This window comes from Rothia sp. ZJ1223, assembly GCF_016900985.1.
Classification (GTDB): domain Bacteria; phylum Actinomycetota; class Actinomycetes; order Actinomycetales; family Micrococcaceae; genus Rothia.
This window is the reverse complement of sequence record NZ_JAFEUT010000004.1, coordinates 267,254-293,539: the sequence shown is the minus strand read 5'-3', so window position 1 is coordinate 293,539 and position 26,286 is coordinate 267,254. Positions and strand designations below refer to the sequence as shown.

The 26,286-nt window shown below is 52.9% G+C and carries 22 protein-coding genes, 3 tRNA genes and 2 rRNA genes; 25 read left to right on the top strand and 2 right to left on the bottom strand.

Features of this window, described 5'->3' with window-relative positions; genetic code table 11:
* Positions 1–372 precede the first annotated feature (372 nt).
* The 22 genes from dnaA to JTP09_RS07140 all read left to right on the top strand — a co-directional run bounded on the left by dnaA (position 373) and on the right by JTP09_RS07140 (position 21,525).
* A complete protein-coding gene (dnaA, locus tag JTP09_RS07240; RefSeq protein ID WP_204877770.1) occupies positions 373–2,043 on the top strand; it encodes a chromosomal replication initiator protein DnaA in 1,671 nt (556 codons plus the stop codon).
* 471 nt (positions 2,044–2,514) lie between these two features.
* On the top strand, positions 2,515–3,645 hold the full coding sequence (gene dnaN, locus JTP09_RS07235; protein WP_204877769.1) for a DNA polymerase III subunit beta: 1,131 nt from the start codon (positions 2,515–2,517) through the stop codon (positions 3,643–3,645).
* A 103-nt stretch (positions 3,646–3,748) separates the two neighbouring features.
* On the top strand, positions 3,749–5,008 hold the full coding sequence (recF, locus tag JTP09_RS07230) for a DNA replication/repair protein RecF (protein ID WP_204877768.1): 1,260 nt from the start codon (positions 3,749–3,751) through the stop codon (positions 5,006–5,008).
* Positions 5,005–5,607 (top strand): DUF721 domain-containing protein, encoded by a 603-nt coding sequence (locus JTP09_RS07225; RefSeq protein WP_239478985.1) that lies wholly within the window; start codon positions 5,005–5,007, stop codon positions 5,605–5,607. Before recF ends, JTP09_RS07225 begins: the two co-directional genes overlap by 4 nt.
* Before the next feature lie 399 nt (positions 5,608–6,006).
* On the top strand, positions 6,007–8,037 hold the full coding sequence (gene gyrB, locus JTP09_RS07220) for a DNA topoisomerase (ATP-hydrolyzing) subunit B (protein WP_204877767.1): 2,031 nt from the start codon (positions 6,007–6,009) through the stop codon (positions 8,035–8,037).
* Between the two features lie 80 nt (positions 8,038–8,117).
* On the top strand, positions 8,118–10,778 hold the full coding sequence (gene gyrA, locus JTP09_RS07215) for a DNA gyrase subunit A (RefSeq protein ID WP_204877766.1): 2,661 nt from the start codon (positions 8,118–8,120) through the stop codon (positions 10,776–10,778).
* A complete protein-coding gene (locus JTP09_RS07210; RefSeq protein ID WP_204877765.1) occupies positions 10,778–11,263 on the top strand; it encodes a DUF3566 domain-containing protein in 486 nt (161 codons plus the stop codon). The genes gyrA and JTP09_RS07210 overlap by 1 nt, the downstream gene beginning before the upstream one ends.
* Before the next feature lie 191 nt (positions 11,264–11,454).
* A tRNA-Ile gene (locus JTP09_RS07205) sits at positions 11,455–11,528 on the top strand.
* Positions 11,529–11,553: 25 nt separating this feature from the next.
* Positions 11,554–11,673 (top strand): DLW-39 family protein, encoded by a 120-nt coding sequence (locus JTP09_RS10075; RefSeq protein ID WP_239478981.1) that lies wholly within the window; start codon positions 11,554–11,556, stop codon positions 11,671–11,673.
* Between the two features lie 23 nt (positions 11,674–11,696).
* Positions 11,697–11,769: transfer RNA gene (locus JTP09_RS07200), tRNA-Ala, on the top strand.
* Positions 11,770–11,772: 3 nt separating this feature from the next.
* A 5S ribosomal RNA gene (gene rrf, locus JTP09_RS07195) occupies positions 11,773–11,889 on the top strand.
* Positions 11,890–12,118: 229 nt separating this feature from the next.
* Positions 12,119–12,835 carry an AAA family ATPase gene (locus JTP09_RS07190; protein WP_204877764.1) on the top strand — a complete coding sequence of 239 codons (717 nt, stop codon included), beginning with the start codon at positions 12,119–12,121 and terminating at the stop codon, positions 12,833–12,835.
* Positions 12,836–13,190: 355 nt separating this feature from the next.
* On the top strand, positions 13,191–14,039 hold the full coding sequence (locus JTP09_RS07185; RefSeq protein ID WP_204877763.1) for a hypothetical protein: 849 nt from the start codon (positions 13,191–13,193) through the stop codon (positions 14,037–14,039).
* A gap of 42 nt (positions 14,040–14,081) precedes the next feature.
* Positions 14,082–15,245, top strand: coding sequence for a peptidoglycan-binding protein (locus JTP09_RS07180; RefSeq protein WP_204877762.1), 1,164 nt, complete (start codon positions 14,082–14,084; stop codon positions 15,243–15,245).
* Positions 15,246–15,253: 8 nt separating this feature from the next.
* Positions 15,254–15,940, top strand: coding sequence for an ABC transporter ATP-binding protein (locus JTP09_RS07175; RefSeq protein ID WP_239478978.1), 687 nt, complete (start codon positions 15,254–15,256; stop codon positions 15,938–15,940).
* On the top strand, positions 15,937–17,082 hold the full coding sequence (locus JTP09_RS07170) for an ABC transporter permease (protein ID WP_204877761.1): 1,146 nt from the start codon (positions 15,937–15,939) through the stop codon (positions 17,080–17,082). Before JTP09_RS07175 ends, JTP09_RS07170 begins: the two co-directional genes overlap by 4 nt.
* Positions 17,083–17,405: 323 nt before the next feature.
* A complete protein-coding gene (locus tag JTP09_RS07165; RefSeq protein WP_204877760.1) occupies positions 17,406–18,620 on the top strand; it encodes an inorganic phosphate transporter in 1,215 nt (404 codons plus the stop codon).
* A 2-nt stretch (positions 18,621–18,622) separates the two neighbouring features.
* Complete coding sequence (locus JTP09_RS07160; RefSeq protein ID WP_204877759.1) at positions 18,623–18,919, top strand: hypothetical protein; 297 nt, start codon at positions 18,623–18,625, stop codon at positions 18,917–18,919.
* 37 nt (positions 18,920–18,956) lie between these two features.
* Positions 18,957–19,334: a DUF3349 domain-containing protein gene (locus tag JTP09_RS07155; RefSeq protein WP_204877758.1), complete on the top strand. Its 378-nt coding sequence runs from the start codon at positions 18,957–18,959 to the stop codon at positions 19,332–19,334.
* A 226-nt stretch (positions 19,335–19,560) separates the two neighbouring features.
* Positions 19,561–19,633: transfer RNA gene (locus JTP09_RS07150), tRNA-Ala, on the top strand.
* A 3-nt stretch (positions 19,634–19,636) separates the two neighbouring features.
* A 5S ribosomal RNA gene (rrf, locus tag JTP09_RS07145) occupies positions 19,637–19,753 on the top strand.
* Between the two features lie 311 nt (positions 19,754–20,064).
* Positions 20,065–21,525, top strand: a complete 1,461-nt coding sequence (locus JTP09_RS07140) for a sodium/glutamate symporter (protein WP_204877757.1) — start codon at positions 20,065–20,067, stop codon at positions 21,523–21,525.
* A 486-nt stretch (positions 21,526–22,011) separates the two neighbouring features.
* On the opposite strand, the gene JTP09_RS07135 is transcribed toward JTP09_RS07140, so the two are convergent.
* The gene (locus JTP09_RS07135; RefSeq protein WP_204877756.1) at positions 22,012–22,647 is read right to left on the bottom strand and encodes a hypothetical protein; all 636 of its coding nucleotides are present in this window, start codon (positions 22,645–22,647) and stop codon (positions 22,012–22,014) included.
* 266 nt (positions 22,648–22,913) lie between these two features.
* On the opposite strand from JTP09_RS07135, the gene JTP09_RS07130 reads away from it, so the two are divergent.
* Both JTP09_RS07130 and JTP09_RS10070 read left to right on the top strand, forming a co-directional pair.
* A complete protein-coding gene (locus JTP09_RS07130) occupies positions 22,914–23,438 on the top strand; it encodes a peptidylprolyl isomerase (RefSeq protein ID WP_304621684.1) in 525 nt (174 codons plus the stop codon).
* 105 nt (positions 23,439–23,543) lie between these two features.
* Positions 23,544–24,395: a rhomboid family intramembrane serine protease gene (locus tag JTP09_RS10070; protein WP_370592529.1), complete on the top strand. Its 852-nt coding sequence runs from the start codon at positions 23,544–23,546 to the stop codon at positions 24,393–24,395.
* A 415-nt stretch (positions 24,396–24,810) separates the two neighbouring features.
* Here JTP09_RS10070 and JTP09_RS07120 read toward each other — a convergent pair whose 3' ends face one another.
* Complete coding sequence (locus tag JTP09_RS07120; protein ID WP_204877754.1) at positions 24,811–25,449, bottom strand: PepSY domain-containing protein; 639 nt, start codon at positions 25,447–25,449, stop codon at positions 24,811–24,813.
* A gap of 268 nt (positions 25,450–25,717) precedes the next feature.
* Between JTP09_RS07120 and JTP09_RS07115 the strand changes: the two genes are divergently transcribed.
* Positions 25,718–25,921, top strand: coding sequence for a TspO/MBR family protein (locus JTP09_RS07115; RefSeq protein ID WP_204877753.1), 204 nt, complete (start codon positions 25,718–25,720; stop codon positions 25,919–25,921).
* Positions 25,922–26,286: the final 365 nt, after the last annotated feature.

Genomic DNA, 26,286 nt, shown 5'->3' with positions numbered 1-26,286 from the left:
TTTCTTGGTTTTAACACCGAGTAAATTGGGCACAGTCCTGTACACATACGACTGGACAACTCTAGAAGATTTTTGGTAGTGGGGTCAAGTTTAGGGAGTACTCGTTTTAATCACAGGCTGTATACACAGAGTCATCAACAGGTGTGGATATTTGTAATTTCACGTATGCTGGAAGGAAGTTATCCACAGGCAAGCTATCAACATCCACAAATGACAAGTTTTCGCGGATTTTTGCAGGCTTTGCTCACGGTATCCATACGACTTACCCCAGGTAAATCACAAGTTTTCCACCCTGTGTATAGTTGTGTGGATATTCGGTGCGCTGCTTGTGGACTAGCCTCAAAAAGTTTTTCGAAGAATTAAAGGTGAGCCATGGTTGAGAACCTCGATGACGATCTGAAGCAGCGTTGGGCGCATGCGACCAGTCTGTTGCGTTCACACTCAGGAATCAGTCAGCGGTGGAAGGCATTCGTGGGTTTAGCGCAACCACAGGCACACATGGGCAACGTGTTGCTAATTGCTGTTCCTAACGAACTCACCCGCGATGTTTTTCAGAACCACATTAAAGCTGAGTTCAAGGACGCCTTAGATACAGCCTTTGGGGCAGGTACCTCCGAGGCTTTTGTGATCGATACCGGTCTTTCAACGGAACCAATCACCCCCGCTCTCACCGCTGATACCGCAGCAACAGTGCCTACCCAGCAGGAACAGCCCCTCGAACCGGTGGCAGAGGTACAGCCCGAGCCTGCGATCCGCTCCAATGCTCAGGCGAAGCGAACCCTGCCCTCGCTCAAAGATTTAGAGGCAGAACAGGGTATGTCTTCGCCTAATTTTGCGGCGCAAACCCCGCATATTGATTCTTCCGCCCTGGATGTTCCTTCATCAGATACACCGCAATCAGATGCCCCCCAGCACGAAGAGGCACCTCTCGCAGAACCCGCACCTGAACCAGCCGCGTCCGCACCGTCGGCAACCGGTGCGTCCACAGCCCAGTGGGAATCTTCAGCGCGTCTGAACCCCAAGTACACCTTCGATACTTTTGTCATCGGTCAGTCCAACCGTTTTGCTCACGCAGCAGCTTTCGCGGTATCAGAAACTCCCGCCATGGCATATAACCCACTCTTCATATACGGCGACTCGGGTCTGGGTAAAACCCACCTGTTGCACGCTATCGGTCACTACGCCAAGCACCTCTACCCCAGTCTGCGCGTACGCTACGTAAACTCTGAAGAATTTACCAACGATTTCATTAACTCCATTCGTGATGATGAGGGGTCATCTTTCAAACAGATTTACCGCAACGTAGATATGCTCTTGATTGACGATATTCAGTTTCTCGCGGGCAAAGAGCACACGCAGGAAGAGTTCTTTCACACTTTCAATGCCCTGCACAACCACCAGAAGCAGGTGGTGATCACCTCGGATATGCCGCCGAAGCAGCTCACCGGTTTTGCTGAGCGCATGCGCTCGCGCTTTGAGTGGGGTTTGATTACCGATGTGCAGCCGCCAGAGCTTGAAACCCGCATTGCGATTTTGCGTAAGAAAGCTCAGAACGAGAATCTGAATGTTCCCGATGACGTGATGGAGTACATCGCCTCGAATATTTCCACCAATATTCGTGAGCTGGAGGGTGCGCTGATTCGCGTCACTGCCTTTGCATCGCTTAATAAGCAGGATGTTGATCGGGCGCTGGCTGAGCTGGTGCTCAAGGATTTGATTACGGACGATGGTGCTTCTGAGATTACGGCATCGCAAGTTCTCACGGCTACAGCTACATATTTTGATGTCACTCTCGATGATTTGAAGTCGAAGTCGCGTACTCGCACGCTGACGACGGCTCGGCAGATTGCTATGTATCTTTTGCGTGAGCTCACCGATATGTCATTGCCGCGTATTGGGCAAGAGCTGGGCGGACGCGATCACACCACCGTGATGCATGCAGATCGTAAGATTCGCACTCTGATGGCGGAGCGACGCACGATTTTTAATCAGGTGACCGATCTGACGAACCGCATTAAGCAGGAGCAGCGTACCCAGAAGTAGTGATGTGAACCCTGTGGATAAGGTGTGCGTCCACAGGTCTTTAATGTGGACTACTCTTGAATATTTATTCAAAGAGTGTGGATGGCTCCCTATGTATAAATATCCATTCACAATGCATGCACAGTGATACTAAGTTTTCTCCACACACCATCAACAGGCATTTTCCGCGGATTCACGGGCTCAGCTGGGATTTTCCACAGAATCCACAGGGGTTATTAACACTACGATTCCTTAAAGAAAAGGCCAAATAACAAATTCTGTGCTGCGCTACCTGGTTCATCGGGGGTGTAGGGATTGGATTTTTCGTAATTACATGATTCGGCTGTGACTGCTAGGGGTCGAGATAGAAATTTAGGTAATTACAAACTTTTCTGACCCCCTTAATCGGGTAGACTGAAACATCGAGCTTGCTGCTCTTGAAATAGATTCGTTGTTGTAGCCGGAAAGTTCACCGTGTAAGGGGTATTTGGCGTGAAGTTTGTTGTTGATCGCAGTGTATTGGCAGATGCTGTTAGCTGGACTGCCCGCTCCCTCTCCCCTCGTCCCCCAGTGCCTGTACTTTCGGGTCTGCTCATTAAGGCTGAAGACGGAGCAGTTTCTATTGCTAGCTTCGACTACGAGACCAGCGCCAAGCTCACCATCGAGGCTGAGGTTGAAACCGAAGGCACCACGCTGGTGTCGGGTCGTCTACTGGCTGATATTTCTCGTTCACTGCCTTCTTCAAGTACCGATGTAACCTTCGAGGTCGTAGACTCTAAAGTTCACCTGACCTGCGGAAACTCACGCTTTAATTTGGCTGCTATGCCCGTTGCCGATTACCCGGAGCTTCCCGCTCTTCCCAATATCTCGGGCACCATCGATGGTCACACCTTCGCACGCGCTGTCGCGCAGGTGGGCGTTGCCGCATCCAAAGATGACACCCTGCCCATTCTCACCGGCATCCGCATGGAAATTGAGGGCGACACCATCACCCTGCTTGCAACCGACCGTTATCGTCTGGCAATGCGTGAGCTGACCTGGTCACCGGAATCCAGCGACATTTCAACGGCTGTGCTTGTCAAGGCAAAAACCATGAGCGAAGTCGCCAAAACATTGGGTGCAGCCGGTGATCTGAACCTGGCACTCTCTGGTTCTCAAGAACTTATCGGCTTTGAATCAGGCTCACGCCGCACCACCAGCTTGCTGGTTGGCGGTGAATACCCCAAGATTCGCGCCCTGTTCCCTGAGAACACCCCCATTCACGCGGTAGTACGCACCCAGGATCTTCTCGAAGCCGTTCGTCGAGTCTCATTGGTTGCTGAACGCAACACCCCCGTTCGACTTGCCTTCACTGACAGTCAGCTAACCTTAGATGCAGGCACAGGCGAGGACGCGCAGGCTACCGAGCAGATTCATGCGCAGCTCACCGGTGAAGACATCACCGTGGCCTTCAATCCCTCCTACCTGTCAGAGGGTCTCAACGCTTTCGGCTCAGAGTTCGTACGTTTCTCCTTCACTACTCCCCCCAAGCCCGCTGTGCTCTCAGCACAGGAGGATCCGCTGGGTGAAGATTCTAAGGAATACCGTTACCTGCTCATGCCGGTACGCTTACCCAACCAGTAACCGCAACTTCGCTGTGATTGCCCACTTGCTTAGGCGAAATACCCCGGTAGTCTCCCACTGGGTATAAAGCGCAGCAACATCTTTGAAAGAGAGGGTACGTGCTATGTACATCGACCATATTTCGTTGATGAACTTTCGCACGTACCCTTTGCTGAACCTCGCCCTCACCCCCGGTGTCACCGTTTTTTTGGGTTCTAACGGGGTGGGCAAAACTAACATTTTAGAAGCGGTCGATTACACCGCCCAGCTTTCATCACACCGCGTGAGTAATGATTCCCCGTTGGTGAGGGTGGGCGCAGATCGCGCCTATATTCGCACCAGGGTGGTGCGCGGCGGGCAACAGACCATCATGGAATTCGAACTGGCACCGGGCAAAAGCAACCGTGTACGCATCAACCGGGCAGCTCCCGTCCGCGCTCGCGAAGCACTGGGCATTAACCACACGATTTTGTTTTCTCCTGAGGATCTGCAGCTAATCAAGGGGGAACCTGTCTACCGTCGTCGTTTCATTGATGATTTAGCGGTAGCCTTGCGACCTGCTGTCAATATATACCGCAGTGAGTATGAAAAGGTGTTGCGTCAGCGCAACTCCCTTTTGAAATCCATGCGCTCCCGCAGGGCTGATGTAACAGACCTCAATACATTACGTATTTGGAATGAACAGCTGGCGGACGCCGGTGCCCACTTGGTACAGGCGCGTCTGCGCGTCCTGGCTCTGCTATTGCCTCAGTTGCAGCGCGCTTATCGCGAGATGACCGACGGTGCTAAGACTGTGGAATTCACCTACGAATCGGTCGCCCTGCCCCCTGTGACCGCCACTGTCATAGATAGGGCAGCGCTCATGAGCGTAGAAGATCTCAAGCGCGCACTGCTGCAATCGCTGGGCGAAAAGCAGAAGGAAGAACTAGAACGCGGAGTGAGCCTTGTCGGGCCCCACCGTGATGAACTGATTTTAGAACTCGGTGGTATTCCGGCTCGTGGCTTCGCTTCCCACGGTGAAACCTGGTCTTATGCTCTGGCGCTGCGCCTTGCCTCTTGGTACGTGCATGTGAGTGACAACTCCTCCCCCGGTGCCTCCCCTATTCTCTTGCTCGATGATGTTTTTGCTGAACTCGATACCGCCCGCCGAACCCGCCTGGGTGAAATTGTTGCCGGTGCCGAGCAGGTACTGATTACCTGCGCCGTTGACACCGATATACCCGCTGCTCTGCGTGAAAATATGAGCTTGGTGCAGGTGGTTACCGGTGAGGCGCAGAAGGTGGATGCGCTCACTCCCTCCCCGCGGGCTGAGGCGCAACCTGCGCGTCCTGAGAACCAACACCGCGAACCGACAGATGAACACGAGGCTTCGGAGCGCCCATGAGCCAGCCGGTAGACCCGCATCGCTATGAAGATGAGGTCGATGCGCCCCATGCTTTGCTCAACAGATTGCGTATGAGCGCGACAGCTCGCGGAGAAGGACGTCTGAATAAGGCGGCGTCAAAGAAGCTGATCCGGGATTTTGGTGCGGCGATGAGTGCCACTCCGGGGTCTAAGCGCAAGCGATCTTTTTATGCCCATGATCCCCGCCTACTGGGGGGTTACTCGGGGCCCAGCAAGAGTGCTCGTGACCCCAAACCGCTCACCGAACTCATGGAAACCATGATCGCTTCGCGCGGGTGGAAGGAGCCTGTTGCAGTCTCTAGCGTTCTGGCACGCTGGGAACAGCTGGTGGGTGCCCACCTTGCCTCCTATGCGCGTCCTGTGAGCTTTAATGACTCCACGGTGGTGATTGAGTGTCAAACGACACCGCAGGCAGTGAACTTGCGCATGATGACTCATGAAATCCTCAAAGTGTTTGAGCGTGAGCTGGGGGCGGGGGTGGTGCAGAAAATCCAGGTATTTGGGCCTGAAACCCCCTCATGGAAGCGTGGACGCCGCGTTGCACCGGGTATGCGTGGGCCGCGAGATACCTACGGGTAGATGGCGTACGTGCCTGTATAGAGCGCGCTCGCGGTGCTCTGTGCATGGGACGGCAGAACCCTCGCGAGAGCCTCCGTGAGCCACCGCGAACATCCAAAGAAGAAAAAACAGCCGCCAGATGTGTTGAGGACTCAAAAGGTCTTGACCTACAGCTACGGGGGGTCAAGCCCTAAAAACCGCATTTACGGGCTTTTAAGCGGGACTTACCCCTTTCAATCCGGTAGAGTAAGAGGTAATCGTGCGCTCTGCGCGCCCTTCTCTTTCGAAGCTGAAAACGATCACGTTTAAGCGACTGCTCGGTACCTGAAATAACTGCTGGCAGTTGGCAGTTTTCAAGCAGTGTAGAAGTGGCTGTGAGTTTGGGGCGCCTTTCTAAGCACAAGGAGCCTGAGAAAAACAGTGGCAACTGAAGAAACACCGCGCGAATACGGCGCGAGTGACATTACCGTTCTTGAAGGTCTCGAAGCCGTTCGCAAGCGTCCGGGTATGTACATCGGCTCAACTACAGAGCGCGGTCTGCATCACCTGGTCTACGAAGTGGTCGATAACTCCGTTGATGAGGCGCTGGCAGGGTATGCCGATCGCATTGATGTCACCATTCAAAAAGACGGTGCGGTGCGCGTTAAAGACAACGGTCGCGGTATTCCTGTAGACGAACACCCTACCGAGCATAAGCCCACCGTTGAGGTCGTCATGACTATTCTGCACGCCGGCGGTAAGTTTGGCGGCGGCGGTTACGCTGTCTCCGGTGGTCTGCACGGTGTTGGTATTTCTGTGGTGAACGCGCTCTCAACGCGCGTGCTGACCGAGGTTCGCCGTCAGGGGTACTCCTGGAATATCTCCTTCAAAGACGGCGGTCACACTGACCAGCAGCTCATCCGCGGTGAGCCTACCGATGAAACCGGTACCACTCAGACTTTCTACCCCGATGCCTCAATTTTTGAGACCGTAGATTTCGATTTTGAAACCCTGCGTGCGCGTTTTCAACAGATGGCGTTCCTCAACAAGGGTCTTACCATTGCTCTTACTGATGAGCGTGAGCAGTTTGAAAAGGACGAGGTTGCTGGCGATGACGAAGCCGCTAAAGAAATTCCCCTGAACCAGGTGGGCGCAAGCGACGATGGGTACAAGACCGTTACCTACCTCTACGAAAACGGTTTGTTGGACTACGTGAAGTTCTTGAATGAGTCCAAGAATCTGACCGTGGTGAATGAAGAGGTTATCGACTTTGAGGGTGAAGATACCGAGCGTGTGATGACCCTTGAGGTCGCGATGCAGTGGACTTCTTCTTATAAAGAGTCGGTACATACCTACGCCAACACCATTAACACTCACGAGGGCGGTACCCATGAAGAGGGCTTCCGTACCGCACTGACCACCCTGATTAACCGTTACGCCCGCGAGAACAAGCTACTGCGTGAAAAGGACGATAACCTCACCGGTGAGGACGTTCGCGAGGGTCTGACCGCGGTTGTCTCGGTCAAGATTTCAGAACCTCAGTTTGAGGGTCAGACTAAGACCAAGCTGGGTAACTCTGAAGCGAAATCCTTTGTGCAGCGCGCCATGATGGATCACTTGGGTGACTGGTTTGAGCGTAACCCCAGCACTGCTAAAGAGATTATCCGCCGTGCTATTACCGCGTCCCAGGCTCGTATTGCTGCGCGTAAGGCACGCGAGACCACCCGCCGCAAGGGTCTGCTCGAATCAGGCTTTATGCCCGGTAAGCTCAAGGACTGCTCATCGAAAGAACCCAGCATCTCTGAAATCTTTATGGTGGAGGGTGACTCCGCGGGAGGTTCAGCGGTGCAGGGTCGAGACCCTGTAACCCAGGCGATTTTGCCCCTGCGCGGTAAGATCCTCAACGTTGAGCGCGCTCGCATTGACCGCGCCCTCTCCAACTCCGAAATTCAGTCGATGATTACCGCTTTCGGTACCGGCATTGGTGATGAGTTCGATATCGAAAAGGCGCGCTATCATAAGGTAATTTTGATGGCTGATGCTGACGTCGACGGTCAGCACATCACCACCTTGCTGCTGACCCTGCTCTTTAGGTTCATGCGTCCGCTTATTGAAGCTGGCTACGTGTACCTGGCACAGCCTCCGCTCTACCGTCTTAAGTGGTCGAACGCGCCACATGATTACGTGTATACGGACGCGCAGCGCGATGAGGCTTTGCGCGCCGGTCAGGCAAAGGGCTGGCGCCTGCCCAAGGATAACGGCATTCAGCGTTACAAGGGTCTGGGCGAGATGGACTACTCGGAGCTGTGGGAAACCACTATGGATCCCGAGAAGCGCACCCTGCTGCAGGTGACCATGACCGATGCTGCTGCCGCTGATCAGATTTTCTCTGTGCTGATGGGTGAAGACGTGGAGGCGCGTCGTGAGTTTATTCAGCAGAACGCTAAGGACATTCGATTCCTTGATATCTAAGGGTTTTTCGTGTGAAAAACCGGCTATATAGCTGATGAAGAATATTAGGTATTGAAGAAGAGAGACGTAAGGAATTGAACATGAGCGACGAAACTATTAACAGCTCAGAACCCCTTGAGGGCGTTGTCGTCAATGAAGAAGGCGCTATTGTTGCCGGACGTGTGGAGCAGGTCGACCTGCAGGGCGAGATGCAGCGTTCTTACTTGGACTACGCCATGGCGGTTATTGTTGGGCGCGCACTGCCCGATGTTCGTGACGGTTTGAAGCCCGTACACCGCCGCGTTATTTACGCGATGTACGACGGTGGCTACCGTCCGGAGCGTTCTTTCAACAAGTGCGCTCGCGTGGTGGGGGACGTGATGGGGCAGTACCACCCGCACGGTGACTCGGCTATTTATGACACCCTGGTGCGTCTGATTCAGAGCTGGGTCATGCGTTACCCGCTGGCTTTGGGGCAGGGTAACTTCGGTTCACCGGGTAACGATGGGGCTGCGGCTCCCCGTTACACCGAAACTAAGATGGCTCCCATCGCCCTGGAAATGGTGCGCGATATCAACGAGGACACCGTTGATTTTCAGGATAACTACGACGGCAAGTCGCAGGAACCTACCGTTTTGCCTGCCCGTATTCCTAATCTCTTGGTGAATGGTTCATCGGGTATTGCTGTGGGTATGGCAACCAACATTCCGCCGCACAACCTGCGCGAGGTTGCCGACGGTGTGCAGTGGTTCTTGGAGAACCCCGAGGCTACCAACGAGGAGTTGCTTGAGGCTCTGATTGCCCGCATTAAGGGCCCGGACTTCCCCACTGGCGCAACTATTTTGGGCCATAAGGGTATTGAGGATGCCTACCGCACCGGTCGTGGTTCTATCACTATGCGCGCGGTGGTCAATGTTGAGGAAATCAAGGGTCGCACCTGCCTAGTGGTCACTGAACTGCCGTACCAGGCAAACCCCGATAACCTTGCTATCAAGATTGCTGAGCTTATTAAGGACGGCAAAATCGGCGGTATTGCTGATTTGCGCGATGAGACCTCTGGCCGTACCGGTCAGCGCCTGGTTATTGTGCTCAAGCGCGATGCTGTGGCGAAGGTGGTGCTGAACAATCTTTACAAGCACACCTCCTTGCAGGAGAACTTCTCTGCGAACATGCTGGCGATTGTGGACGGTGTGCCCCGCACACTGTCGCTCGATGCTTTCATCCGTCACTGGGTTAACCACCAGATGGAAGTTATTGTTCGCCGTACTAAGTACCGTTTGAAGCAGGCTGAAGAAGAGGCGCACATTTTGCGCGGTCTGCTTAAGGCATTAGATGCGCTCGATGAGGTTATTGCCCTGATTCGCCGCTCTCCCACTGCTGATGAAGCGCGTACCGGTTTGATGCAGCTGCTTGATATTGATGAGTCACAGGCTCAGGCTATTTTGAACATGCAGTTGCGCCGTCTGGCTGCTCTGGAGCGTCAGAAGATTCAGGATCGCCATGACGAGCTGATGCGCATGATCGACAAATATAACGCCATTATCGCTTCAGAGGATCGTCAACGTCAGATCATTTCTGAAGAGCTGGGCGATATCGTCAACCGTTACGGTGATGACCGTCGCACCAAGATTCTTATGGGTTATGACGGCGATATGTCGATGGAAGATTTGATTCCTGAAGAGGAAGTCGTGGTGACGATTACCCGCGGCGGTTACGTCAAGCGAACCCGTAGCGACCAGTACCGTAGCCAGCATCGCGGCGGTAAGGGCATCAAGGGCGCGTCTTTGCGCAGTGATGACGTGGTCGATCACTTCTTCGTGACTACCACGCATACCTGGATTCTCTTCTTCACTAACTTTGGCCGCGTTTACCGCACCAAGGCATACGAGTTGCTGGAGGCAGGACGCGACGCGAAAGGTCAGCATATTGCTAACCTGTTAGCCTTCCAACCCAATGAAGAAATCGCTCAGGTGATGGAACTTTCCTCCTACGAGGATGCTCCTTACCTGGTGCTTGCCACTAAGAACGGTCTGATTAAAAAGACCAAGCTCTCTGACTACGACACCAACCGTACTGCTGGCGTTATCGCTATCAACCTGCGTGATGGTGATGAGTTGGTATCAGCAATGCTTGCCTCAGCTGAGGACGATCTGATGCTGATTTCCCGCAAGGGGCAGTCACTGCGTTTTACCGCCACCGATGAGGCACTGCGTCCGATGGGTCGAGCCACCTCCGGTGTAACCGGTATGAAGTTCCGCGATGATGATGAATTGCTCAGCGCCAATGTCGTTAGCGATGATTCCTTCGTCTTTGTTGTAACCGAGGGCGGCTACGCTAAGCGCACCCAGGTTGACCAGTATCGCGTTCAAGGACGCGGTGGCTTGGGCATCAAGGTTGCCAAACTCGCCGAAGATCGCGGCGATTTGGTGGGTGGTTTGATTGTTTCTGAGGACGATGAGGTACTGGTTGTCATGCAGGGCGGCAAGGTTGTTCGCACCGCAGTGTCAGAGGTTCCCGCGAAGGGGCGCGACACTATGGGCGTCATCTTCGCAAAGCCTTCAGTTGGCGATCAGATTGTGGGCGTGGCACGTAATCACGACCGCCAGCTTGAAGAGGAAGCTGAGGGTGAAGAGGGCGAAAACGGTGCTGAAAAAAACACCGCAGAAAACTCTGAGGTCGCAGAAAATGAAGTACCGTTAGATAATCAAACAGATGAAAACACCGCTGACGCGGTTGAACCTGCCCAGCACGGAGGTAACTAGTGAGCACCAACGCTTCAGCGCCTAAGAGCTCAAGCGCGCCGCGTAAGGGTGCTGCCCGACCGCAGCCCCGCCCCACCGCAACTCGAGGAAACAAACCGCTGGTACGCCCTGCCCCCCGGTCGAAGGTGCGCCGCGCTCGCCTGGTGGTTGCCAAGGTTGATACGTGGTCAGTTGCCAAGCTGATTTTCTTGCTTTCTGTTGCCCTGGGTATTGTGACTGTGGTTGCCACCGTTATTCTGTGGTTGGTTATGCAGACGACCGGTGCTTTTGATGGTTTGAATGAGCTTATTAGCTTGCTGGGTACTACCGGCAACAATATTCAGATTGATCAGATTCTTTCGCTGGGGCAGGTTGCTTTGTTTGCAACTATTATTTCGGTGTTCAACGTTGTCTTGCTGACTTTGTTGGGCGTTATTGCTGCCATGCTGTACAACGTAGCTGCCAAGCTCGTGGGCGGTATTGGCGTAACCCTCACCGACGACTAAACGTTACATTGGATTCAAGCTGTACAACCCGCGTCCTGGGCGTCTGAAAAGGTGTTTCGGGCGCGGGCTGTGTGCTTTACGGGTAGTGCTTACGCAACCCCTGGGGGGCTTGTGATGCATAACACCGCCTTTCGATTTGGCAAGAGGGTGAAACCTGTGTAGAGTTGTATTTCGTTCCGCTGCGGAACGGAGGGCGTATAGCTCAGGCGGTTAGAGCGCTTCGCTGATAACGAAGAGGTCCCAGGTTCAAGTCCTGGTACGCCCACTCTCCGAAAGCTCAAGGGGTCACGATGAAGAAACTGATAGTCATTGCTATGGCTGGTGCGGTAAGTTTCATTGCGGCTCGCAAGGTCAAGGAAAACCAAGAAGCGAAAGCTACTTGGAATGAATCAACTGATTCACTTAACTAAATAGAGATTCAGCTCTTTATTACGGGGGCGTGGCGCAATTGGTAGCGCACCTGCTTTGCAAGCAGGGGGTTAGGGGTTCGAGTCCCCTCGCCTCCACGTTTCGGTGATTATATCAAGAGGGAAACGCCCGGATCCATCCCGAACCCGGAAGCTAAGCCTCTTCGAGCCGATGGTACTGCACTCGGTAGGGTGTGGGAGAGTAGGTTATCGCCGAGCTAATTTTATAAAAAACCCAGTCACTGTGTGGCTGGGTTTTTTGTTTATGGGTGTTTGTCTCTAGAAGTGGCCTCGCGTTTTCGGAGAATAGGGAACCTATATGTCCTGCAACGACATATCTGCTCCTATCGCTATTCTTTTCTAAACGTGTTCGGCGAGAATACTGAACGCGTTTTTCTATTATCAGCTACCTGTCTCTGTTATATGAGGGTGAACGTAGTATGGACTTATGACTATTTCTACCCTCGCCTTGCGGTCTGTGTGCGCTGTTAACGGGGCGGACGCGCTCTCCCGCGACCGTTGGCCATTCACGGTGCCCAGTGTTCGGGCTGTGCTTGCTGAGGGGCTAGATTTCGCGCCGCTGACGGTCATCGTGGGTGAGAATGGGGCTGGCAAGTCTGTGCTGGTAGAAGCTCTGGCGGTTGTCTACGGCTTGCCTGTTGAGGGTGGCACGTCATGGGATCAGCGTGAGAGTGCCGAGGGTGAGTCTTTGCTGGCTCGGTGGCTGCAGCCGGTGCGGGGTGCGGCGAAATCCCGCGAGGGGTTGTTTTTTCGGGCTGAGACGGTTCACTCGTTGGTGAGTTATCGGGTGCTTGCTGGGTCTGACATGGCACCGCGTTATTTTAGGCAGTCCCACGGTGAGTCTGTTCTAGAGATGGTTGAGGCTGCTCGTTCTCGCGGTGGTTTGTGGATTTTTGATGAGCCCGAGTCGGGGCTTTCTTTTAACGGTCAGTTAAGGCTCATCGCCTTGATAATGGAACACCTTGAAGCGGGGCACCAGGTAATCCTGTGTACGCACTCGCCGCTGCTCATGCAGGTGCCGGGTGCGCGCGTCCTTGAAGTTGGTGGGTGTGGTATGCGCCCGGTGAATGTTGAAGATCTTGAAATGCTGATGCATTGGAAAACATTTCTGGACGCGCCGGGCAGGTATCTAAGGCACCTGTAGCGATGAAATAAATTTTCTGGAAGGTCTTGATTCTTTTTGTGATTCGAGTTACTTTTGTAGTGTCACTTCAATAGTGAAGTGACACTTGCATGAGCGAATCATGAAAGGGGAATCTCATGGCAATGAGTTCACCCCAAAAGATTGCGGTATCAATGGTGATAGGTGCTGGTCTGGTCGCAATGTTATCAACGCATGGTCATCTGCTGAAGTGTTCTACTTCAATAACAATGCGTCATATTCGTATCTTGGTAGAGCAAACGATGTCATCGATCATTTTGACCGGAGGTAGTTAATTATTGTTTCGAGGCACGTTTGCTGTTCTGACAAGTCTGTCTCACAAACAAGAGAGGTAAATATGAAGCGGATACTAACTGCTACTGCCTGTTTGGTACTGACTGCTTGTGGTGCAAACACCGGAGTGGGTGAGGTTCACCCCCAAACTCGAGAAATTATCAATAACTACAGCACTCCGAACCCAGATATTGAGGCAGCTTATAAACAGTTGGTTGAGCAATGCCTTATGCAACGAGGTGTTCCCCAAGCGCAAGGGCTTGAAAGTTCACAGCGCTCATCGCTTCTAGGGATTAGCGGAATATTTACCTCTGAAGATGCAGCCAGAGATGGCTACCCCGGCACTTACAAGGAATCTTCGTCACTCACTGCTGAACAGCAATCGGCTCTATACGGCTCGTCTCAGAGTTCAACTTCAGATATCACGTTGTCATCGGGCGTAGTAGTTAGCGTAAGAACAGACGGGTGCGTATCTGTTGCAGAGGAAAAAATTTATGGCTCATTAGAAAATGCTACCCGCTATAAAAACTTCATCAATGAGATGAAAACCGGTGAGCAAGAAGGAACAATTGAAGACATCTTTGACGCTGCTGGGAAAGAAACGAGTGCTTACAAGGCCTGCATTACAGATAAAACGGGATTCACTGCTGAAACACCTGAGCATCTAGCGCAACAGGTTGAAGAAAAACTTGGTCAGTATAGGTTGCCCGGCCAATCTCCTCATACAGAAGAACTAAATATTGCTGTGACCGACTACAAGTGTCAGCAATCTTCAAAGATTGTGGAAAAAACCAACAAGGAGTACCTCAAGCGCATCTCGCAATGGCTGAAGGAAAACGAAGAGATGGTGCTGAAAATTCGTGACATCGAAGAGGCTGCACAACAGAACGCTATAGATATCGTCAATTCGTAATACATCATCACGCTTACAAGGACGTAAGTAGAGGAAGAAATCATGGACCAGCAGCAGTACCCGCCGCGTCGCGGCATCATTGTTCCACTCTTGGTGCTGCTACTGGTTGCTATGACCTGTTTAGCACTCTATGCCTTCCTCATGGGAACGAATACGCAGGCAGAGTCAGAGAAAAAATCTGAGGAAGCTGAAATTCTCACGGCTAAGGTTGTGCAGCAAACCTTGGCTGAGACATATCAAGCCCCCGTATCTGTTGTTCAAGAAGGCGCAGCAGAGATAGCACCGCCCGTTAGTGCCTCGTCTGTGGTGACGCGCGAAGCACCTGCTGTTGGCACGGTTCTAGAAAGCGGCGATGTTGTAGCAACTATTGATGAGCGTCCCTTATTTATTTTTGAAGGAGGGGTTCCTGCCTATCGTGATCTTGCACCGGGTGTACGAGGTGAGGACGTAGCCCAAGTTCAGCGCACCCTAGTAGCACTGGGATACCCTATTTACGATGAGCTAGGGGAATACGGCAAAGACACCGCTAACGCTGTCTACCTTTTCTACCTCAACTCAGGCTACTACCCACCGGGTAATGTGGATGCGTCTCAAGACGACGATGCTCGCTATACAACTAGTATGCCACGCTCGGAATATTTCTTTGTGCCTCACGAGCGCTACACCGTGTCTAGCTTGTGCGGTGAGGTGGGTAAAGCGCCCCAACAACCCCTGTGTACAGTCGGCGATGGTAGCCAAACCTTGCGATTTAGCGTTGATTCATCAACCACCGCTCAAGCGGTGAAACCTGAACAGCAGGCAGTTGTTACCCTCAAAGACGGTCAACGTCTGCAAGCGACAGTGGGGCAAGCGCGTCCCCCTGAAAAACCCTCATCTGCTGTAAACACCGATAAAAGTGCAGACTCCGCACCGGAAAGCCAACAGCTCCCACCAGAAGGAAAAGTTCAGTACTTTGAGCTGAACATAGAAATTCCAGAAGGTGCAGACTTCACAGAATCCTCTGTAATCGTGACAACTGCATCAAGCTCCCCCGACGCTATTACGGTTCCCGAACCGGCAGTGAGCGTTGAAACAAGCGGCAGACAGTATGTGCTCGTCAACGGACAACAGGTTGATATCACCACCGGTCACTGCCAAGGCGGTTACTGCGAAGTCAAAGACCCCAATCCGTTGCTTACCCCCGGTGCAGAACTGACTCTGCCTTGAATATGACCATGCCTGCACCTCTTCTTGAAGCCAAAGAACTTTCCCGTTTCTTTGAACCGAATACCTGGGCTTTGACATCTGCCCATCTCACTATTTACCCAGGAGAATCTATTGCAATCACCGGGGCGTCAGGCTCCGGTAAATCAACCCTGCTAGCCCTCATCGGGCTACTAGACACGCCCACCAGCGGGGAACTCATTCTTCTGGGCGAAAACCTCAGCACCGCCAAGGACGCGCAGCGAACACTCATGCGCAAAGAGAACATCTCATTTGTTTTTCAAGCTTTTCATCTTGTTCAGCATCTTAGTGCTCTCGAAAACGTTCGATATGCCCTTGAACTCAGAGGAACCCCCAGACATCAAGCAGCAGAAAAAGCCAAACTAGCGCTACAAGAAGTGGGACTTTCTCACCGAAGTCACGCTCGTCCTTCTCAGCTGTCAGGTGGCGAGCAACAGCGGGTAGCGGTAGCACGGGCACTGGCAAGTAGCGCGGCTCTACTGCTGTGCGATGAACCTACAGGAAACCTTGATACCCAAAACTCCCACAAAATTCTAGACCTGCTCCTTAACTCACGAAGCGAACAGCAAAGCCTCGTCATTATTACTCATGAGCCGGATATAGCTGCTCGCTGCGATAGGCAGTTCACGATGACCGACGGCAAACTGACCGAAGAAAAACAGCAGGTTCAACCATGAAAACCACGGTTTACTACGCCTTTCTCAGTGTTATTCGAAGGTACAAAAGAAACCTGCTCACCATAGGAGCCATGCTCGTGGGCGCAGCCAGCGTTGTTGCCCTCATAGGCATCTCAGAATCATCAGCATTACACAGTGCTACTCGATTGACTAAATACGAGTCCGCCCATATTGGTGTGAGGCTGCAACCCGACACATGGCAAATAAGCGAAGAAGAAATCCAAAACCGCATCAACCAGGTGCCCTCCGTCGAAACAGGCGGAACACTCACCATCAGTGAGCAGCCAATTTTAAACGTCTCTACTCTGCGCCGCACCACCCATAAGAGCGTCACCCTAGCTATCGTGAGCCAAGAAGGCTTGCATGCCCGTGAAGCCACCATTACCGAAGGAGCCTACTACCGTCCCCACCATGCAACTGAGCCCACCGTTATGCTGGGTTCAGCACTGGCCCAAGACCTGGGAGTTACCACCCGACCAGGGTCAAATTGCCTACTCATCAACAACCAAGCAGTCAGCGTTGCAGCAATTATTAAGGACGGCCCAGACAAGGCAGCGCTCGCTGTAGCAGTTATGGTGTCGCCAGATTCAGCTCTCTTTCCCGAAATCTTTACTTCTGCTCGTGCCCTTGTCATCAAGGTGGCTCCTGGGGGCGCAGAAACAGCAGGTGCAGACTTAAAAAGAGTTCTTGACCCCTCTCGTCCTGATGACGTTAATATCGCGATTCCACCCTCTCCTCAGCAGCTCAAACGTCAGCTCACCGAAGATTCCCGCCTGCTCACCGCTGTTATCTTAGGAGTCATGGTTGTTTCTACCAGCTTTGGCATCATGATGACCATGTACATGTCTGTATGGGAGCGCCGCCGAGAGATAGGTATTAACCGTGCATTAGGTGCTGCGCGTAGGTCAGTAGCGATGCTGTTCTTGATTGAAGCAATTATTGTGGGCGCACTGGGTGCGCTAAGCGGCTTTGTCGTAGGCATCTGTATAGCTTTCACTGTTGCCCACGTTAACGGATGGGACTTTTCAATACCTGCGTACACGGCAGCTTTACCTCTGCTGGGCGCCCTGGTCGGTGCTCTCTCTGGGGCTTTGCCGGCGTATAAAGCCAGCACTGTTGAACCCTTAGAACTTTTGCAGTAATCAGCATCTCACCCTTTTTAAGATGAACAGTGGGTAAACATGAGTTAACCATGCGGTTCTAAGGTGTGGGTTTAAGGTGTTTGAGCGCACGAAAGCCACTGGTAGGTGGGTGTTGTAGGTGGTGGTGATGCACGGTTGTTGTGCATAGCTTCCCTTGATATATCAAGGTTTTAAGACCCCTTTATTCCTTGGGATGTAAAAGTCAAAACCTATTTATCGTTTGGCTTTGTGTGGGTTTTCTCGAAGTTTTGCCCACTTTTAGCTGTGGGTTGTGTGGTGTTCACCTGCTTTTATCTTTAATCTGAGCAGACGATAATTCTTATGTGACTACTGAACTGATTATCCTGGCAATCGTGGTGCTCACTGCGCTGGCATTCGACTTCACGAACGGATTCCACGACACCGCGAACGCGATGGCAACCTCCATCGCCACTAAAGCTCTCAAACCTAAAACCGCTGTAGCGCTCTCAGCAGTGCTCAACCTTATCGGCGCTTTTCTTTCCATTGAGGTTGCTAAGACCGTCGGTAAGGGTCTCGTAAACCTCGACTCGGCAGGCTCAAATAACAGCCTCATGCTGATCGTCTTCACCGGCCTCGTTGGCGCGATCCTTTGGAACGTGCTCACCTGGCTGCTGGGTCTGCCCTCATCATCATCACACGCTCTCTTTGGCGGTCTTATCGGCGCGACCCTCGCGTCCTTGGGTGCTAATGGCGTACTGTGGAGTGGCGTCCTCTCCAAAATTATTATTCCCGCCATCGCAGCGCCCTTCATCGCAACCATCGTTGCAACCGTGGGCACCTGGTTGGTATACCGCCTCTCGCAGCCCGTCTCTGATGAGAAAAAGCGCTCGGGCTTCCGTTACGGTCAGGTAGCCACTGCTTCACTCGTTTCGCTGGCACACGGCACCAATGACGCGCAGAAAACCATGGGCGTTATCTTCCTAGCACTGGTAGCAGCCAACGAAATCGACCCCGAAGCAAGCATTCCTTTCTGGGTACGCCTCACCTGCGCACTGGCTATCGCTCTGGGTACCTACCTAGGTGGCTGGCGCATCATCCGCACCCTTGGCAAGGGTCTCGTTGAAATCGACTCACCGCAGGGTATGGCAGCAGAAGGCTCGTCAGCAGCAATCATTCTTACCTCATCACACTTCGGTATGGCGCTGTCAACCACTCACACCGCAACCGGCTCAATCCTGGGTTCAGGTCTGGGACGTAAGGGCGCAGAAGTGCGCTGGGGTGTCATGGGTCGCATGGTTATTGCCTGGCTCATTACTCTGCCCGCCGCGGGCGCTGTTGGTGCTGCCACCTGGTTCATCGGTCACTACATCAACCACTTCAGTGGTAGCGAATGGTTGGGTGAACTCGTCGTCTTCCTCATTCTCGTAGGCTTCTGCACCTGGATGTTCCTGCACTCACGCAAACAGCCCATTGACCCCACCAACGTCAATGACGACTGGGAAGACTCAACCTCCGTAGCGGCACCCGTTGCCACCGCAGCGGCAGAAGCTGTTAGCTCACAGAAGGCAGGACGATAACCATGAGTTTCGCAGAAATCTTTGAAAAGATCATCCCCGTTCTGCTGGCAGGTCTCTTCTTCGGTGCCGGTATGCCCGCCCTCTACTCACTGGGTATGCGCTGTATGGCAGGCACTACCGAATACACCGCAGACGGCAGGCTTATCGAAGTTGATCCGCCCTCAAGCATCGCCAAAGCGGTTGGATACCTCATTTTCGCGGTCATCATTGTGGTGATTGTTCTGGGTATCCTCTGGATTGCAAAAGACTTTATCTTCCACATGACCGGTTTTAACCTCTTTGGTCTTACTGGCAACTAGGATTTAAAGAAACTGCACTTTACCCAAGGAGGCAACGATGCCCGATAAGAACGTTATTTCACGTGTGATTGACTGGCTGAGCGCAGGCTACCCTGAGGACGTGCCACCCACAGACCGTGCAGCGGTCATGGCGGTGCTACGTTACAACCTCACCGACGGCCAGCTTGAAGAAGTCATTCGACGCCTCATGAAATCCCGCGAAGCCCGCGGTGAGGAATACGTGAGTGATAACCGCATCAACGAGTACATTCGCAAGGTCGTTGGTCAGGCACCCAGTGACGAAGACATCGACCGTGTGGCAAAAATTCTCGGATCGCGCGGGTTGAAAATCGATGCCCGTCACCTTGAGGAAAACTCAGATACTGCAACCGGTGAATACCGTGCCGTAGATTCTGACACCAATCTTCAGAAGTAGTCACATACTCTCAAGCCATAAGGCACCATCTGCTGTTTACCCCCCGGTTAGCCTGGGGAAGGCAGGTGGTGCCTTTGTGGTGGTGGGTGCGGGCGGACGCGTCCGCCCGAGGTATGAAGTGTCGGTGGGCTTGCGGTTTTACCGCACGCAAAGTAGTAGTGATACAGAACACCGTGTACTGATTTGTTTTAAGATGTTTACCTGCGGTAAGCTATTTATACACCACGGGGGCGTGGCGCAATTGGTAGCGCACCTGCTTTGCAAGCAGGGGGTTAGGGGTTCGAGTCCCCTCGCCTCCACGTTTCGGTGATTATATCAAGAGGGAAACGCCCGGCTCCATCCCGAACCCGGAAGCTAAGCCTCTTCGAGCCGATGGTACTGCACTCGGTAGGGTGTGGGAGAGTAGGTTATCGCCGAGCTAATTTTATTAGCCGGATAGGTGAGAAAAAGACCCAGTTCTTAGGAGCTGGGTCTTTTTCGTTGTGCTCACGTCCGTGGTGCCTCCTTGTGCCACCATGAACGTGCAGCATCCACTCAGCTCGCGGTGTCACCGCAGCCGATGCCGCCGGATCAACCGCTAGCCGGTGATATTTCTTACCTGCTAATCTGCGCATTGGTAATCTTGAGCATCTGCTCATAAGCTAGAAAAGCTGTAACCCCGATTACGCTTGTTCTTAAAAGTAATCACCACACACGTTTTTAGCGTGTTACTGACACAAAAGGTGCCTCTATGTCTCCACAAGCCATTGGCTTCTCGCTGCTCATTCTGGGAGTAGCGTTACTGATCGGTAAGTTTGTTCGCGTGAAATCAAGCATGGCGCAGAACCTGTTTCTGCCCAGCTCTATCATCGGTGGCGCGCTTCTTTTGCTACTCGGACCTCAGGTTCTCGGACGCTTTGGAGGCCCCTGGGGCGAGTTCGGTTTCTTCAACGAAACCATGATTACCACCTGGAAGGCTCTTCCCGGTCTGCTCATTAGCGTTATCTTTGCGACCATGTTCTTGGGTCAGCCTCTGCCCAACCCCAAGCGTGCCTTCAAGCTGGCAGGCCCGCAGCTTTCTTTCGGTGTTGCGATGGGCTCAGGCCAGTACGTTGTTGGTTTGCTGCTCACCGCACTGATTTTAATTCCCGCCTTTTCAGCATCCCCCATGTCTGGTGCGCTCATTGAAATCGCTTTTGAGGGCGGTCACGGCACCGCAGCAGGTATGCGCGACGTAATGATTGAGCTCGGCTTCGAGACCGGCGCTGACCTCGCTGTTGGTCTGGCAACCGTTGGTATCGTGGGAGGCATCGTTATCGGTATCGCCATGATTAACTGGGCTGTTCGCACCGGCAAAACCAAGGTTCTGCGCGGGGACGCCCACATGAGCGTTGAGGAACAGAAAGGCCTGTTCCGCTCAGATGAGCACTACGAAGCTGGCAAGATGACCTCACGTCCAGCGTCCGTAGAGCCCCTTTCACTGCACATGTCAATCATGGCTGTGGCAATCATCATCGGCTGGGTGATCCTCGAAGCGCTGCGTTGGGTAGAATCACTGACCTGGGGCAAGATCATGCTTGATGAATCGACCCCTCTGGAAATCTTCTCTTACGTTCCATTGTTCCCCATGGCACTCATTGGCGGCGTGATCGTACAATGGATCGCTACCGCGCTGAAGGTCGATCACATCATCGACCACCAGATGATGCTACGTATTCAAGGCTGGGCACTGGACTTCCTCATCGTTGCCGCAATGGGCACCCTCTCACTGGCAGCAGTGGGCGAGAACCTGGGCACCTTCCTGATTCTGGCGATCGCCGGCATTATCTTCAACGTCGCGATCTTCCTGTTCCTGGCACCGCGCGTACTCGGCTACTACTGGTTTGAGCGCGGCATCGGCGACTTCGGTCAGGGCATGGGCGTTACCGCAACCGGTCTGATCCTGATGCGCGTGGTTGACCCCAAGGGCGAAACCCCCGCCTTTGAGGCTTTCGGCTACAAGCAGCTCATCTTTGAGCCCTTCTTCGGCGGCGGTATGGTGACCGCGCTGGCAGTGCCGATTATCTTCTTCTCGGGCATCTGGCCACTATTCTTCTTCATGCTTGTACTGTTCTTCATCTCAGCCGGTATCGGTTTGATGATGCAACGCAAGAACAAAGATTTTGACGGTCCGCTGACCACCCGCCACGCCATCGTGGACGAGACACGCTAGAACCTCTAACCTCTGTAGATACTCAAATACCCTCTCTCAACCTGCGCCCCTCGGGACTGTGGGGTTGCGGGAGGGTATTTTTATGGATGGAGGCAAAGGCTTTAGGCTATTGCTCTGAAAATCAGGTACATGGTGAGCAGAAAACCCACCGCGTAGTTGGTCCAGAGAAAATTCTTCCAGCCTTTATTTGCGGTTGCCGAGGTCCGTATCCGTAATGCCCACAAAAGGAGCCCCGCTAAGGGGGTATAGGGTAGCACCGCAAGTTCCACCAGCGCATTCGACAAACCTAAGCTCAAGAGCAAACAACCACTGATTAGCCACAAGGACAGCGCGAAAAGTACCGCCTTCAAACGCGCCAGCGCAGAATAAACCTGTATAAGGCTGAACTGCTCCCCAATGCGGTACGTTCTCGCAAGAACAGAAAAGGGCATACAAAAAGCGGTGCGAGAGCACACGCTCTCACACCGCTTGAGAAAAATGTAAGACTTAGCGAGCCGCGGGGGTCTTCCAGGGATCCTCAACGGGGCGTGATGCCTTGTACGCTGAGAAACCAGCAACACCAGCAGCAACAATCAGACCAACAATGAGCAGACCCTTGCCGCCCTTCTTTGAAGCCTTCTTCTGATCCTTCGCGTACTGCTTAGCAGCCTTAACAGCTGCCTTCTGAGCCTGCTTCACAGCCTTCTTGTTACCGGTTGCCTTAGCAACAACGGTCTCAACCTGAGTGGGCACCTCAGCGTCAGAGAGCTTATCAGCAACATTTGAAGCAACCGCAGCTGCCTTGAGGCGAGCATTTGATACTGCATCCTCAACAACGGGGCTTACGTTCTCAATCTGCTCCTGGAACTTATCGCTCAAAGTCTCCTGAACATTGTTCAGCTTCTTAGCGCCGTCCTTCTGAGCAGCCTTGAACGCCTTCTGAGCGTTCTTGCCGGTTGCTGCAACAGACTTCTGAGTCTTGTTCAGCTTCTTCTCGCCCAGCTTCGCGGCCTTAGCGGCGTTCTTCTCAGCGATCTTCGCGAACTTGTCAGCCTTCTTACCAGTGGTCTTCTGTGCCTTAGCAAAAGCCTTCTCAGCTGCCTTAGTAGCCTTCTTTACCTTGCGGTCTTTACCGAATACCATTCGATATACCTCCCTATAGGTGCCGGTACTCACGCCAAAAAATGAAACGACGAGCTACCAGCAAACGTATGTTTGTATATCAGCTTACGTTCTATCGCCCCAAAACCCTAAGAAATCACCTCTCAACACTCAAGGTTTCACTGTTCGCTAAAGTTTTCCTCAGACCGCGATTTCAGGCGTTCACTAGCGTCCACCCACTTTCGCTACCTGCAAAAGAACCCCCAAAGTGTAGCGCGGGGCTGTTCATGCGTGAGAAGATAACAAACATGACTGCAACAGCTAAAGCAACTATTCATACCAACCACGGCGACATCGTTGTTAACCTCTTCGGTAACCACGCGCCGCTCACCGTTAAGAACTTCATCGGTCTGTCAGATGGCACCCAGGAATGGCGCCACCCCCGTACCGGCGAAGTACAGAACGGCCCCCTCTACAAGGACGTCGTTTTCCACCGCATCATTCGTGACTTCATGATTCAGGGCGGTGACCCCCTGGGGCAGGGCATCGGTGGCCCCGGCTACCAGTTCAAGGACGAGATTCACCCCGAACTCTCCTTCAACAAGCCCTACCTGCTGGCAATGGCTAACGCTGGCCCCGGCACCAACGGTTCACAGTTCTTCATCACTACCGTTGAGACCCCTTGGCTCAACGGCCGCCACACCATCTTCGGTGAGGTAGCAGATGAGGATTCCAAGAAGGTTGTAGACGCTATTGAAGGCGTAGCAACCGGCGCTATGGATCGCCCCGTTGAAGATGTTGTTATCTCATCAGTAGATATCGAACAGCTCTAAAAATTTTTCAAGCGCTAACGCGCTAATAAAGGCTCAGTGGATGCCCGTACAATGTGCGGGCATTTACTGTATGCCCGGTAGTTAACCATGGAGATAAGGACGCGCGTGAACCAGCAAGACCCCTATTCACCGGATGATGGTGCACGAGATTTTCAGGCACCTCAACCTACCCGTTACGGTGCCTACGAAGAGCACCAGCAGTTTCCCACCTGTGCTCGCCACCCCGATCAGGTGAGCTATGTGCGCTGCGGTCGATGCGCGCGTCCTACCTGTGGACAATGCCAGATACCGCTTGAAGTAGGGATGATCTGCACTGACTGCTATAGGCAGGCGACCGGCAAGAATTACCATCAAGAGCAGCGTAAAGACCGCGGCGGGGTGTGGGCGAATTACCCTGTGACGATGGTGCTGATTGTGCTCAACCTTCTAATATATGCAGCTCAGGTTATATTGCCGGGTGCGACTGTTCTGCAGCACCTAGCCTTCAACGGGCAGTACGTTCAGTACACAGGGGAGTGGTGGCGTATGCTTACCGCAGGTTTTGTACACTCACAATCCAACATCGCCCACGTGGGTATGAATATGTTTACTCTCTACCTCTTTGGGCAGGCTCTGGAACCGCTCATGGGTAGGGTCAAATATTTGCTGACCTACCTGCTGGCGATTTTGGGTGGATCTTTAGCTGTTCTGATGATTGCCCCCACCGCGACGGTGGTAGGTGCCTCAGGCGGCGTCTTTGGTCTCTTCGGTGCCCTTTTGGTGCTAACCAAACTGCGCGGCGGCAACACCCGCTCTCTCGCGACCCTTATCGCCATCAACTTCGCCTTCGGGCTGATCTTCCCCAATATCTCTTGGGAAGGTCACCTCGGCGGTCTTATTGCTGGCGCCCTTATGGCTGGCGCCCGCGTTGCTAATCTGCTGAAACTTAAAAACAAAAAACCGGCAGTCCACAGGTAATAGGTGGCGGGCTGAGGGGTGGGGCAGACATGTCTGCCCCACCCCCCTTTCTCTCTTTGTGTCGTGTGTTGCGGTTAATTAGCGGCCTCTAATGTGAAATGTCGTAATTACATAATCCACAGAAGTTATCCACACCTGTTAGTAACCACAGCAGTGTAATTCCACAGGTGTTAACAAGCCTGTGGATACTGCAATTCAGGGTTTCTTGGCGTCTTGGACACCCTTGGAATTACAGGCATGTAAGGAATATCCCCAGAATTATCCCCATCTGTGGAAAACCTTTAAGAACAGGGTGTGGACTCTTTGTAATTTTAAAAAACTTTCATTCAGCTAAGTGACAGAGCACCAAGAGCACCAAAAAGGGCACCCACTAGGGGCGCCCTCTTGAAGGAAAAATCAGTACTCGTGAATGACTTTAGCGAGTAACAACCTCACCGGTTACCGCATCAACGTCTACCTCATCGTCGTTGCCAACAACATCAAAGGAAACTTCCCATACCAGGCGGTTGTTCTGGGCATCAATGCGGTCAAGGCTCACGCTCTCTACCTCTTCGCCGGATTTCTCGCCCTGCGCGGTAGCGATTGCGTCCTTGATATCAACCCGCGCCTCGCCGGCATCGCGAATATCGTCGCTGTCAGAATCATGATCTACATCAACATCTTCAAGCTCAACCTGGGTGCCGTGAATGTGAATATCGAGTTCTTTATTATCCTCGACGGCGCTAACATCCCAGTGGTCTGAATCGTCATCAGCACTGATAGAGACAATCTGCGCATTGGGATGCGCTTTGCGCACTGCATCTACCGCGCCCGCTACATCAAGGGCACGTGAAACCTTTGATACTGGGGACTGGCTGGTTGCTGAGCTTGCCGCTGAAGTTTTAGCTGCTGCATTTGAGGTGTTTGCATCGGCTGTCGGGGTGGATGCCGGTGCCTCTGCGGTCACGGTGACAGTTGATACCTCGGGAGCAGGTTCTGCGGTGTTTGAACCGCATGCGCTCAAGGCGAGAAGGGCGAAAATTCCTGTTGCTGCGTATGTAGTTTTCTTCATCATGCTTATAATTTTGCCAGAAGAATATGAAAGAAACATGAAAAACCCCTTGAGGCGCGTAAATTGCAAGGAAATGGTTGGCAGGTCAGCGCCAGGGGGGGGCAACGAACAACCGGTCACCGCAAACTTGCTGGTAATACCTTCACTGTGGAGAGAACACCGTGAAATCATATGCTATAGCTGACAACCGTGGGCAACGTGCAGGAACTAGAACCTAGCTTGCCCTGACTGGTTTTAATCTTGTGCCCCTGATAGTCGGTTTTGTAGGTAAATGCTTACCTCCCACTATATTGACGGCTGGTACGCTACTGCTCACAAAGTGCCCTGGAACTCGCCCAACTTCGTCTTCGCCCCGGTGTTGACCCTGCTTTATATTGTGATCGGCATTGCCGGCTGGAAGCTGTGGCAGAACTCCGCTACCACCGGAAACCTGATGACTCTCTACTGGGTGCAGCTGGTGCTTAATGCTGTATAGTCACCGCTGTTCTTCGGTAGGTACACTGCCTGAGGAACCACAGCCCTATGGCCTTGCCTTTGCTATTATTCTCGCTCTGCTCCTTACTATCACCGTCCTCTTACGAGGTGCCTTCACTCGTGGATTCACTCCTGTAGGTTTTCTATTACTACCCTATTTTTGTGGGTGGAGTATGCCTCTACACTCAACCTGTGGGTGGCAATCTTTAACTAAGGCGGAGAGCGCGTCCGCCCAGGTCTCTGGCGTCCTACTGCCCCAACAGGGCGGATCAGCTTTACTCAAAGTGACCACCAAAAATCAGGGGTGACCATCAAAAGTAATACTGACCGTGAAATGTACGGTCAGTATTACTTTTGATGGTCACC